General features: G+C 43.5%; 14 protein-coding genes. 8 read left to right on the top strand and 6 right to left on the bottom strand.

The genetic code is table 11. The features are described 5' to 3' along the window. Positions 1-51: 51 nt before the first annotated feature. From CH373_RS15975 to CH373_RS15965, 3 genes are read right to left on the bottom strand one after another with little or no spacing between them, the layout of a single operon-like run. Entirely contained in the window at positions 52-984 is a 933-nt protein-coding gene (locus tag CH373_RS15975) for an SPFH domain-containing protein (RefSeq protein WP_100715408.1), read from the bottom strand. A 10-nt stretch (positions 985-994) separates the two neighbouring features. Continuing rightward, on the bottom strand, positions 995-1,921 hold the full coding sequence (locus CH373_RS15970; RefSeq protein WP_100715407.1) for an SPFH domain-containing protein: 927 nt from the start codon (positions 1,919-1,921) through the stop codon (positions 995-997). 31 nt (positions 1,922-1,952) lie between these two features. Then, positions 1,953-2,429 (bottom strand): NfeD family protein, encoded by a 477-nt coding sequence (locus CH373_RS15965; protein ID WP_100715406.1) that lies wholly within the window; start codon positions 2,427-2,429, stop codon positions 1,953-1,955. A gap of 71 nt (positions 2,430-2,500) precedes the next feature. Here CH373_RS15965 and CH373_RS15960 point away from each other — a divergent pair, with 71 nt between their 5' ends. From CH373_RS15960 to fliM, 6 genes are all read left to right on the top strand, one after another. Continuing rightward, on the top strand, positions 2,501-2,944 hold the full coding sequence (locus tag CH373_RS15960) for a heme-binding domain-containing protein (protein ID WP_100715405.1): 444 nt from the start codon (positions 2,501-2,503) through the stop codon (positions 2,942-2,944). Beyond that, a complete protein-coding gene (argH, locus tag CH373_RS15955) occupies positions 2,941-4,365 on the top strand; it encodes an argininosuccinate lyase (protein ID WP_100715404.1) in 1,425 nt (474 codons plus the stop codon). Before CH373_RS15960 ends, argH begins: the two co-directional genes overlap by 4 nt. Positions 4,366-4,384: 19 nt before the next feature. Beyond that, complete coding sequence (locus CH373_RS15950; RefSeq protein WP_165778859.1) at positions 4,385-5,263, top strand: peptidylprolyl isomerase; 879 nt, start codon at positions 4,385-4,387, stop codon at positions 5,261-5,263. Further along, complete coding sequence (locus CH373_RS15945; protein ID WP_100715402.1) at positions 5,260-5,871, top strand: hypothetical protein; 612 nt, start codon at positions 5,260-5,262, stop codon at positions 5,869-5,871. The genes CH373_RS15950 and CH373_RS15945 overlap by 4 nt, the downstream gene beginning before the upstream one ends. Before the next feature lie 117 nt (positions 5,872-5,988). Then, entirely contained in the window at positions 5,989-6,987 is a 999-nt protein-coding gene (locus tag CH373_RS15940; RefSeq protein WP_100715401.1) for a hypothetical protein, read from the top strand. Beyond that, complete coding sequence (gene fliM, locus CH373_RS15935; RefSeq protein WP_100715400.1) at positions 6,984-8,009, top strand: flagellar motor switch protein FliM; 1,026 nt, start codon at positions 6,984-6,986, stop codon at positions 8,007-8,009. The genes CH373_RS15940 and fliM overlap by 4 nt, the downstream gene beginning before the upstream one ends. 161 nt (positions 8,010-8,170) lie before the next feature. Here the strand turns inward: fliM and CH373_RS15930 are convergent, their stop codons facing one another. Next, positions 8,171-8,395 carry a ferredoxin gene (locus tag CH373_RS15930; RefSeq protein ID WP_100715399.1) on the bottom strand — a complete coding sequence of 75 codons (225 nt, stop codon included), beginning with the start codon at positions 8,393-8,395 and terminating at the stop codon, positions 8,171-8,173. 285 nt (positions 8,396-8,680) lie between these two features. On the opposite strand from CH373_RS15930, the gene lsa33 reads away from it, so the two are divergent. Further along, on the top strand, positions 8,681-9,610 hold the full coding sequence (lsa33, locus tag CH373_RS15925; protein ID WP_100715398.1) for a surface adhesin Lsa33: 930 nt from the start codon (positions 8,681-8,683) through the stop codon (positions 9,608-9,610). Between the two features lie 50 nt (positions 9,611-9,660). Here the strand turns inward: lsa33 and CH373_RS15920 are convergent, their stop codons facing one another. Both CH373_RS15920 and queF read right to left on the bottom strand, forming a co-directional pair. Further along, on the bottom strand, positions 9,661-9,924 hold the full coding sequence (locus tag CH373_RS15920; RefSeq protein ID WP_100715397.1) for a SemiSWEET transporter: 264 nt from the start codon (positions 9,922-9,924) through the stop codon (positions 9,661-9,663). A 1-nt stretch (position 9,925) separates the two neighbouring features. Next, positions 9,926-10,348: a preQ(1) synthase gene (gene queF / locus CH373_RS15915; RefSeq protein ID WP_100715396.1), complete on the bottom strand. Its 423-nt coding sequence runs from the start codon at positions 10,346-10,348 to the stop codon at positions 9,926-9,928. 90 nt (positions 10,349-10,438) lie between these two features. Here queF and guaA point away from each other — a divergent pair, with 90 nt between their 5' ends. Next, positions 10,439-12,253 (top strand): glutamine-hydrolyzing GMP synthase, encoded by a 1,815-nt coding sequence (gene guaA, locus CH373_RS15910; RefSeq protein WP_100715410.1) that lies wholly within the window; start codon positions 10,439-10,441, stop codon positions 12,251-12,253. Positions 12,254-12,271 lie beyond the last annotated feature (18 nt).

The following is a 12,271-nucleotide window of genomic DNA, read 5'->3' as shown; positions in this document are numbered from 1 at the left end:
GATCCACCTTCGAACTATTTGTTTTTTGCCTCTGCAAAAATTAGAAAATCCTTAAGAAGCTTTTCCGTCCGAACCAAGAACTGACTTCATTACTGATTTGAAATTGGAGAGATTGAGGGGGAGTACCAACTCGGTTCCTTCCTGTCCGAGTTTTTCCACTTCCTTGATAAATCTTTGCGCGATTCTTAGTTTTACCGCGTCCTTTCCGCCTTTGGTCTTGATAGAAGCAGCGATCAGCTCGATTCCTTTTGCTGTCGCGGTTGCGATGGATTCGATCTCAGTGGCCATACCTTCCGCCTCGTTGATCCGCTTTTGCTTTTCCCCTTCGGATTTGTTGATCGCCTCTTCCTTCACACCAAGAGAACGATTGATCCTGGAGTCTCGATCTCCTTCGGACAAGGAGATTTGAGCCTTTTTGGTGATTTGGGCTTTCTTCTCCTTTTCCATCGCCTCGATGACTGATTTGGGAGGAGAGATGTTTACGATTTCGTAGCGATTGACTCTGACTCCCCAAGGTTCTGCTGCTTGGTCCAACACTTCCAGAATCTTGCTGTTGATCGCTTCTCTGGTTTCGAAAGTTGTATCCATGTCCATGGTTCCGATAATCGCTCTCATCGTAGTCTGCACAAGCTGAGTGACCGCAAATCGGTAGTCGTCGATTCCATAACTTGCTTTCTGCGGATCCAATACTCTCAGATACAGAATCCCATCCATGTCCACTTTCACGTTATCCTTTGTGATACAAGTCTGGGGAGGAACATCAATCGCTTGTTCTTTTAACGTGTGATAATAAGAGTCCTCATCGATGAATGGAATCAGAATATGAAAACCAGCGTGAAGAGTTCTGCTGTATCTTCCCAATCGTTCTACGATAATGCACTCTTGAGCCGAAACGATTCGGATCGATCGATAGATTTTGTAAGCTAGATACAAAAAGAAGAGTGTCCAGAAAATTCCGAGAAAGTATGCCTGAAATGTATCCATATTGATCTCCTTATTCCTGGCTGGACCCTAGATCCGGCAGTTTGTTTGTAACTTTAGAAAATCCTTCAAAGAAACTTACGATTCCAGCGATCTCGGTCGGAAGTACGGTCGTTTTTGCCTTCCCTAGTATTTCTCCAAGTCCTGTAAGATACTCTTCCGTGATCTGTAAGTTTACCGCTTCGGATCCACCATCGAGCAGGATAGAATCCGCGATCATTTGAATCCCTTTGGATTTTGCTCCTGCGATCAATTCGATCTCACGAGCCTTACCAGCGGCTTCGTTTACCTTTTTCATTTTCTCGCCTTCCGAGAAATTGATCGCTTCTTGTCTTTCTCCCATGGATCTGTTGATCCGAGCTAGCTTTTCGCCTTCGGAGATAGTGATCTCTGCTCTTTTCACTCTTTCTGCTTTGACCTGCTCTTCCATCTCGTGGAGGATTTCCTTTGGAGGAGAAATGTTTTTGATCTCGTATCTAGTAACCTTGATTCCCCAAGGATCCGTAGCTTCGTCCAAACCTCTGACCACGTTTGCGTTGATATCGTCTCTTTCTGAAAAGGTATGATCTAACACCAGTTTACCGATTTCGGAACGAAGAGTGGTTTGAGCCAGCTGAATGGTGGCATTTTGAAAGTTTTCGATTTCGTAAGACGCCTTGTAAGGATCCACGACTCTCAGGTAAAGTACTCCGTCCACTAGGATGGAAACGTTATCTTTTGTAATACAAGTTTGAGGCGGAATATCTATCGCAATTTCTTTCAGATTTTGTCTGTACCGAACTCTATCGATGAGTGGAATCAGGAAATGAAATCCTGCATTGAGAGCCCCTCGAAATACCCCGAGTCTTTCTACAACATAGCTGTAGTTTTGGGGCACGATAATAAAAGTTTTGCGTATGACATAGATCACCGCAATGAAAACCAGGGTAATGTAGAACATGATGTTTCGGCCTCCTATAAAAACCTTACAATTAGTGCTCGCCGTTGGATAGATCTAAGGGCTCTACGATAAAGGTCAAATTCTCTCTTTCCAGAATTTTTGCCTTTCTGCCAGAAGGAATTCTCTTGGTTTTGCTGATCGCATCCCATTCCGTACCTTGAAATAGAACTCTTCCGCCTTTTCTCTCTACCAGGACGTCCCTGACAACGGGAACGATTTTACCTGGGGCGTCCTCTTGGTCGTACTTTGCCTTTTCAGTGGAGGAAGGAAAAAATTTTCGAACTGCTTGTCCTCCAACCAATATCAGAACTACGGAAAATAGTCCCCAGATTCCGAATTGGGTCATAAGGCTCATTTCAATAAAATAAGAAAGGGATCCGACGAGAACCGCGGCAGTTCCTAGGAACATGACAAAAGTCCCGGGGATAAAAAATTCGGCAACGATCAGAAAAATTCCAGTACCGATCCATAAAGCGCTAGTTGCATTTCCGCTGCTTAGAAAGTCCATTTACCGCTCTCTTTAGATCGCAAAATTCTACTTCCAAATTCTATTCACTTCACTACCTTTGCGGAAGAAAGATGAAAAGAAAAGTTGCCATCCTTGGAGTCTGCACGATTGTTTTGATCGGAGTACTCCAGTTTGTTCCAGTAGAATTCCCGTCTGGGGAGAATGCTAAGGAAATCATTACGGAAGAAACCGTCAAAAAGATTTTTCGGAAGTCTTGCTATGATTGTCATTCGGATTTGGTCCGTTGGCCCTGGTATTCAAAAATTTATCCGATTTCGGTGTATTTAGCACAGCACGTAAGGGACGGAAAAGAGGAGCTGAATTTCTCTTCTTGGGAAGATTTGTCTCAGGATAAACGTCTAGACAAAGCGGAGGACATCGTAGAAGAAGTAGAAGAAGGTAAAATGCCTCCTTGGGATTATCGACTACTTCATCCGGATTCCAAATTGACTGAGGAGGAAGTAGTACATTTGAAAAATTGGCTGAAGAATTACCAAGGAACCGAAAGCGAATGAAGGAATCCAAAAGCAATCAGATCCCTTCCGAAAAACTTTGGGGGGGAAGATTCGAAGAGAAAGCTTCTCCTATTATGGAAAGGATTGGAGAATCCATTTCCTTCGATAGAAAATTGTACAAAGAAGATCTAGAAGGAAGCCGAGTCCATGCAAAAATGCTAAAGAGCATCGGGATTCTAGATTCGCAAGAATTGGATCAAATTTTGGACGGATTGAAAACGATAGAATCCGAAATCGAATCCGGAAAATTTACTTATACAAGTGAACTCGAAGACATCCACATGCACGTGGAACACAGGCTCACAGAACTAAAAGGAGACGTCGGAAAAAAATTACACACTGCTCGTTCTAGAAACGATCAGGTAGCACAAGACGTCCGACTTTATATTCGAAATCGAATTCGCGAAATCCTGGCGATCATCGAGATTTTACGCGAAGCATTATTAGAACAAGCGAAAGTAAATCTGGATACGATCATCCCTGGATATACTCACTTGCAAGTTGCACAACCAATTCGGGCTTCTCATTTTCTCTTGGCGTATTTCTGGATGTTCACAAGAGATAGAAATCTTTTCGAATTTGCAGATTCTACGAACGACGAACTAGTGTTAGGTTCCGGAGCGATGGCGGGGGTAAATTACGAGAATGATCGGGATTTTCTGGCAAAAGAATTAGGAATCCCTAAAATATCTCCGAACTCTATGGATGCGGTCTCAGGAAGAGATCATATGTTGCAGTTTTTGTTTGCCTGCACTCAGACGATGTTACACGCTTCTAGATTTTGCGAAGATCTGATTCTGTATACTTCTCAGGAATTCGGATTGGTTCGTCTGCCGGATTCGCTCACTACGGGATCCAGTATCATGCCACAGAAAAAGAATCCGGATATCGCGGAATTAATCCGTGGAAAGGCGGCAAAAACGATCGGGAACTTGAATCACCTCGCAGTCCTTCTAAAAGGTTTACCCCTGACATACAATCGGGATTTGCAGGAGGACAAGATTTCTCTTTTCGAAGCTTCAGATACGGTTTTGATTAGTCTGGAAGGTTTGGCCGCCATGGTGAAGCAAATGAGTTTTCGTCCTGAAAAAGCGGAAAGATCTTTAAAGGACGGATTTTCCACCGCCACGGATTTAGCGGATTTTCTTGTGGGTCAAAAGCAAGTCCCTTTTCGCACGGCTCACGAACTCGTGGGAAAATTAGTATCTGAATGCGTCAAGACGAATGAAAACTTGTTTACGATTTCTGAATCTGTTCGAGCCTCCATTTCCCCTCATTTTACCGGGGAAGAATACTCTCGAGCTATTTCTCTGGAATTGTCCGCCGACAAAAAGAGAAGCTACGGCGGGACAGCAAGAGATCGACAACTGGAACAAATGAAATTGGCATCTGAATCCATTGATAGTAAAAAAAGGAAATAGAATGAATCGCTTTAGAATATTGGCAGTCTTTGCCATAGTAATAACTTATTTAGGCTTTGGTTGTAAACAATCCCCTTATGCAAAACAGGAATACAGGCCCGAGCCTTATTCTCCGATATCGGTAGTTGTTAAAAGAAAGGATGGAGCCGGGCTTTCTTTACCCGAAAAACCCGCGATCTATGCGATTCTTCAAACGAATCAAGGAGATATGATATTAGAATTATATGATAAAGATGCACCGATTACGGTGCAGAATTTCATAGATTTGGCTCAAGGGGAAAAGGAATTCGTGGGCAGGAACGGCCAAAAGCAGAAAAAACCATTTTATGATGGGTTGACTTTTCACAGGGTTATTGAAAATTTCATGATCCAAGGTGGTTGTCCTAACGGCGACGGAACAGGAGGCCCCGGATACAGATTCGAAGACGAGATTAACGCTAAGTCTTTGGGACTGGATCAGATGAGGGTAGGGCAAGTGCCATATTACGCTAGTTATCTGCAGAGAGTCGTAGCTAAGGAAATGAATCTTAAGTCGATGAGAGAGTTCGAAGAAAAACGGGAAGAATTCGAATCCAATTATGAAAAGGCAAAAAGTCTTTCCGTTATGGAAGTTTTGTTCCGACTAGGCTATCGATACAACGAGACAGTAAACAGTCATAAAGCGATTAAGGGAGCCCTAGCAATGGCTAACGCAGGCCCGAATACGAACGGATCTCAATTTTTTATCAATCAAGTGGATACTCCGCACTTGGATGGATTGCATACAGTCTTTGGACAATTGGTCAGAGGCGGTGATGTGCTAGACAGAATCGTAGCCACTGAAGTTTCGAGCAAGGGTAAGGTAAAGTCTAGTATTCGAAAAGTATTAATCATAGATCGGAGAACTGCTACACAGTGAGCTCTTTTGCTTCGAATAAATCTTTGTTAGAGATTGCTCGGGAACTTGGAAATTATTCCCCCGGCGGGAGTGGAAATCAGGTTTTGGAAGCACTCTCTAAATTGGATCTGGAAGAAGCAGAAGTGCAGGGTTTGATTCAAGCCAAGAATCACGAAGAAACTCCTTCTAGTTTTCCAGGGGTGGCCGGATTCATGAGATTGGTGCAGCAAAATAGGCAACAGACGAATCAAGCTTACGAGGAGGCGATGGCTCGTTATAGTACGGTCAATTCCATGACAGCAAAGCGAAAGCCCACGGAAGACGAAGCAAAGCTAAAACAGACTCTTACGGACTATATTTTAAAAGTAGAGTCCGTATTCGAGAAAAACGATCTGATGGATGAATCATTGTTAAAAGAATTGAACCGGTTTATTACCGGCCTGGATTCTAGCGAATTACTCTCCGAAAACAACATTTCCAGTCTGATGCTTTCTCCCAAGGTAAGTTCCGCCATCCAACCGTTTTTCAAAAAGCTTGCAGAGTGCTACGACGAGTATTCCAAGATTCATCCGGTCTTGAACCGGTTAATCCGGATTTCCAACTATGTCATAGAAGACGCCGGAAAATAGATTTCTGGCGGTTTTTTCCTAGGAAGAGTCCGTTTTTTGCCGAAGTTTGTAAAGATAGGAGATTGGAGTCCGAATAGGTCGATTGGATCGAAGGACCTCCTACAATTAGGTTTCTAGATGAATCTGCGTTTATTCGGTATCTCTTTCTTACTGTTGGTTTGCCATAGCTTATCCTCCTATCCGCACAGGGACGCGAGAGGAGAGGTTTCGGAAAATTACATGAGGCAGCAAGGGATCGTAAATGTGGAACTGCCAAAAATGCAATTTTCTGAGAACGAGCCGATCAAAATAGAAGTGACGGTTCGCAACACTGGGAACGAAGCACTTAGGATTTTTCCTGCGACTCAATCCAACGAATTGTACAAATCGTTTCAAGTCATAGTAAGAGACGAGGACGGAAGGACCGTCACTAGAACGGAAGGAGAACCGAAACAAGATCCGGTCCGAGTCAGAAGAAACAGAATTCAGAATCATGTAGGAGATGATGTAAAAGAGATTATCCTACATACGAACGAAACATTCAAAAAAGAGATACGTTTGGACCAGCTCTACGAGTTTGAACCCGGAAAGAAATATTTTATCACAGCTTACTTCTACCCAAACATCAGCGAATATAGCGATCATTTTGTTCGCTCCGAGAACCATCCATATTTTACGATAGAAGAACAAAGGAAACAGTGGGTACTGCCGGGAGTGCCTCACCAAGATCCTGTCGTGGACGGACTAGAGCCGGAGGAAGTCATACATCTTCTCTTGGGTGCGGAAAAAAAGGGGAACTGGAAACTAAACTTTAAATGGATCCACTTTCCAGAATACGTGCAGTCTTACGATAGATTTGCTAAGGATTACAACGACTCCGAAGAAGGAGAAAAGGATTTCATTCTGGAAGAATTTCGTAGATTTTTGACCCAGAATAGATCCGGCGTGCTACAATATTACAAGATTCTTGGGGTGGAGAAGATCCATTCGAATCTGTCTAAAGTAAGGGTCGCGATCGAAAGACAGATTAACAAAGTGCCGGTTCGATACGAATATATTTATACTCTCAAAAGAGTTCCTGAAGAAGACGGAAGCTTTTGGAAAGTGGCTAGCTTGATTGCAAAGGTACGGAAATGACAGAAATATTATCGCAAGATGAAATAGATGCGCTTCTGAACGCGATTTCTAGCGGAGAAGTGAGCGAAGACGAATACTCTTCCGTCGGAGAACAAAAGAAAGTTAAGATTTACGACTTTAAGAGGCCGGATAAGTTTTCTAAAGACCAAATTCGTACCTTGCAAATGATGCACGAAACTTTTGCTCGTTTGGCTACGACCGGACTTTCGGCACAGCTCCGAGCTTTAGTGCATGTGCACGTAGCCGCGGTCGATCAGCTTACCTACGAGGAATTTATCCGCTCGATTCCAAATCCGACAACCCTCGCGGTTATCAATATGGACCCACTGAGAGGTTCTGCGATTTTAGAAATAGATCCTTCGATTTCATTCACGATCATCGACCGTCTGTTTGGTGGAAAGGGAGAGACTGCAAAAATCAGCCGGGAACTTTCCGAAATTGAGATGAGCGTAATGGAAGGGATTATCGTGAGAATTCTCGGAAACATGAGAGAAGCTTGGTCTACTGTAATCGATTTAAGACCTCGTCTCGGTAACATCGAGACCAATCCACAGTTTGCTCAGGTAGTTCCTCCGAATGACATGGTGGTTCTTATCAACTTAGAAACTAAGATCGGGGAAGTGGAAGGTCTCACCAATCTTTGTATTCCTTATATTACGATTGAACCTATCATCAATAAGCTTTCCGCGCAATACTGGTATTCCTCCATCCGGAAAGGAGAGTTGGACGAAAACAGAGCCATTATCCAAGAACGATTGGACCAAGTACAGATTCCTGTCATCGCAGAAGTAGGTTCCGTGGATATTTCGATTGCGGATTTCATGAACCTAACCGTCGGAGATGTAGTGAAGTTAGAAAATACCACAACAAGATCGGATATGCTCGTAAAAGTGGGCGAACGAAAAAAGTTCAAATGCTTACCGGGAAGAGTGGGAAATCGTTTAGCCGTACAAATTGGCGAAAGAGTAGAAGATATTCCAGACGAATTACTTGGCTCTACGCGCTCCGAGCAGGAATATTAGAGTTTCCTGAGATAATAAGAAACGAGAACTGAATCCATACTATCTATGACTGGCGAAATATAGTTCATTAGAAAAGATTCCAATAAAAAAGGCGGGAAGTTCCCGCCTTTGCACGTTTCGAAATTTTGAATGCCTACGTTAGTCAAATTTCGAAGAATGGATTACTTTTTCCAGTGAATACACTCACCTGGGCATTCGTCCATTTCTTTCTGCACTGTTTTCCAGTCTTCTTCAGGGATTTGCGCTTGGTTGACCATTTCTCCGCCGATATGAGTTTCTGAAGTGTCATTCTCATCCATTTGGAAATATTTTGGAAGGTTGTCGGCGCACTGGTTACAGGAAGTGCAGTTGTCCTTGTCAACGTAAGCGATTTTAGTTTGTCCCATAGGCTTGGGTTCTCCTCGAAGTAGTCCTGACTTTTGTGCCCGTACTCGGGTCTAAAGCTACATTTTCTATCCCTAGGTTAGACGGCAAGCCTTTTCTTTGACCCATTCTAACCTTCCAGCATATAGTGGTCCGACTTTTGGGATTCTTGGGATGCAGGCAGGGCAGAATCTGGAAAAGTTAAGAATTGGCAGGAAATCGATCAGTCGATCGTAAAAATGTGGACGAAAAGAAATTTCCCCCATAGTCTTCCTCGAAACCCATTTTCATAGGGAGATTAGAACAGAATGAAACGGTATAGTATCGTTTTCTTAATTACCATCTTGGCATTTTCCATAGGTTGCCGCAAAGCAAAAGAAGACCTGCAAGGCGGTGTCATCACATTTACAAAAGGTTCCGTGCAGCTGTTTGACAAGGATGGAAAGTCCAAAGAAGTCAAAGTAGACTCTTTTCTTCTCCCGGAAGATAGGATCTCCACCGGTAAAGATTCCTTGGCGGATATTCAGTTGATGGACGGAGTCGTAATTCGTGTGAAAGAAAACACAAACCTTACACTTAAGAAGATCTTTGTGGATTCTGCGAATGGAGACTTGTTCACTGATTTAGGTCTGAACAAAGGAAAGATATTCTCCAAAGTAAATACGAAGCTGGGCAAGGGTAGTAAGTTCTCTGTCACGACTCCTACCGTTGTGGCTTCCGTTCGTGGTACTGAATTTGCGGTCGAAGATACTGGAAAAGGTGCCCAAGCCTTGGTCGCAGACGGATCTGTAGCAGTGAGCAATGCAGACCGCCCAGAACAAGAAGCAGTGGCCGAATCTGGGGAAAAGGTCAGTTCCGATGGAAAAACCTTGCAAGAGGGAGAACTCACTGATGCAGAGAGACAAGAGTTGGAAAGCGACTCTGCTACCATCCAGTCGATTACAGAAGAGCAAAGAGCTAGGATCCAAGAAATCCTGAAGGACTTCCAGGAAAACAAGCAACGCATTCTCCAAGGATTAGAAGAGCAAAAAGAGAGAAATCGTGAGCTAATCGAAGGCGCCAAAGAAGAAAACCGCAAGTTGCTAGAAGAAGCAAAAAACGCGGGCAAAGAAGAGAAAGAAGCGATTCGTAAATCCGCAGAAGAGGAAAAAGAAAAAGTGAAGTCTTCTATGGATAAAGCAAAGGAAGAGCTCGAAAAATCTAAGAAGTCTTTGAAAGATCAAGTCAAACCGCAATAGACTTGTCTATAAGGTTTACCGAGGAAGGGTCACAATTCAGTGGCCCTTTTTTATTCGCTTCCCTTTTCTCTGAGTTTGTAAAAAAGAATAATACTCGTAAGGATCAGTGTGAATGCATTGGCGAGTATGATTGGTAGGTCGGACTTTAAGATTCCATAAACAAGCCAAAGACCTACTCCTGTTGTTAGAACAACATACATATTTCTAGAAATATCTCTAGTTTTTCCATCTAACACTACTTTAACGACCTGAGGAACAAAGGAGATCGTAGTCAATATTGAGGCCAGGTACCCGATCCAAATTCCGTGTTCCAATTTACTTAGAACCTTCAGCGCTGTATTCTCGCGTCACCACAGTCTTAATTCCGCCTCTTAAGTTATAGTCGCCGGACACCTTCAGATATTTTGGATGCACCGACTTAACGATATCTTCTAGAATCCGATTCACTACGTTCTCATGAAAGATTCCTAGGTTTCTGTACGCTAAAATGTATTCTTTTAAGGACTTTAGTTCCAGGCAGCGGGTGGTCGGAATGTATACAATTTGTATAATCCCAAAGTCCGGCAGACCGGTTTTTGGACAGATCGCAGTGAATTCCGGAATGGTAAAATCGATTGTGTAATCCTTCCCCTCGTACACATTGGCGAAAGATTCGATCTCCGGAAGTTCCATGCTGGGAATATGGTCTTGCCTACCTTCGTAGGAAGAGATGCCTGGTTGGTTGGGTCGGTGTTCCATGTTACTCCCTCGGGTACCAGAGTTTCTCGGAAGCCTTTACTGGGAATCCTTTTTACCGACCAAGAATCCGGAGCGAAACTAGCTGCAAGCATGAAACATAAAGATGTGATCGGTGTCATTGATTTTGGAGGACAATACGCTCACTTAATTGCGTCCAGAATCCGTCGACTCGGAGCCTATTCCGAAATATTATCCAACGAAGAACCATTAGAAGCCTACCAAAAAATGTCGGGACTAATCCTTTCCGGAGGTCCAGAAAGCGTCTACGAAGCGGGCTCTCCCCAGATTCAATCGAAAGTGTTAGATCTGCCTATTCCAATATTAGGAATTTGTTATGGACACCAATTGATGATGAAAGTTCTGGGAGGGGAGGTAAAGAAAGCCGGAACCGCGGAGTACGGACATGCCTCATTGGACATTTCTCATAATGGAAAAAGTTTGTTATTAGAAGGCTTCAAGGGAGGGGAGACTGTGTGGATGAGCCACGCAGACGAAGTAGTTTCGCTACCTTCCGGATTTGTTCCTATGGCTTCTTCCACTGATTGCAAGTTTGCTGTCGTGGAAAATGCTGCCTCTCGTAAATTCGCAATACAATTTCACCCGGAAGTAACTCATACCGAAAAAGGAAACGAGCTACTCAAAAACTTTATCCGTATTTGCGGAGTCAGCAATACATGGGATCTGAAGCAATTCTTAGAATTAAAAGGAATAGAACTGAAAAAAACAGTACCCTCTGACAAGAAAATATTCTTACTAGTCTCTGGAGGGGTGGATTCCACAGTATCCTACCTTTTGCTCACTCAAGCGTTAGGAAAGGAAAGAGTAAAAGGAGTACTCATAGACACCGGATTTATGAGAAAGGATGAGGTGGCTCATTTAGAAAAGAACCTAGCACCTCATGGAATTCATTTGCACGTGCACGATTCTTCTCAACTATTTTACGAAAGCTTAAAGGGAAAGACAGACCCAGAAGAAAAGAGAAAAATCGTAGGAAATCTATTTCTAAAAGCTCAGGAAAATTGTGCCAAAGAACTGAATCTGAATTCGGAAGAATGGTTATTAGGACAAGGAACCATTTATCCGGATACGATCGAGAGCGGTGGTACGAAACATTCCCATACGATCAAGACTCACCACAACAGAGTGGAGGCTATCCAGAAGTTGATGGAGAAGGGATTGGTTGTGGAACCGATCAAGGACTTATACAAGGACGAAGTCAGGGAGCTGGGAAATTTTCTTGGTCTGCCTGAAGAATGGACCCAGAGACATCCGTTTCCCGGGCCGGGATTAGTCGTCCGAATGATCTGCCAGGAAAAAAAGATAGATCCATCTGTGGAAAAGGAACTCCAGCAGTTCGTAGGACAGAAGAGTGGAATCTCCGCTAAGTTATTACCAGTGGCTTCCGTGGGGGTCAAGGGTGACCAACGTTCCTACGCGTTTTGCGCAGTTCTGTCCGGAAAAAAATCCTGGGAAGAGTGGAACCGAATCTCCACCGAGATCACGAATCGAATTTCGGCGGTCAATCGAGTGGTAGTACTCGTCGGGCCCAAGGAAGTCTCGGCCCAGGACTTGGAAATTTCTTTTCAAAAACTGGATTTGGACAAAGCGAATTCTGATTTGTTAAGGGAAGCGGATTTTGTAGTAGAAAACATATTACAAAAAACTGGTCTTACCGCTAATATCTGGCAAATGCCTATCGTACTACTTCCTCTGGGAAAAACGCCAAACGGTAGAAGCATCGTTTTGCGACCGGTCAATTCTCAGGAAGCAATGACTGCTAGCTTTTATCCGATGGAAGAAAAGATCCTGAGGGAAATTACTGACTCCTTACTTTCCATTTCCAAGATCGAATACGTATTTTACGATATTACGAACAAACCTCCGGGCACGATCGAATGGGAGTGAACGAAAAATTACTCTGCG

Source organism: Leptospira perolatii (genome assembly GCF_002811875.1).
Lineage (GTDB): Bacteria > Spirochaetota > Leptospiria > Leptospirales > Leptospiraceae > Leptospira_B > Leptospira_B perolatii.
This window is presented reverse-complemented; position numbering and strand designations above follow the sequence as displayed.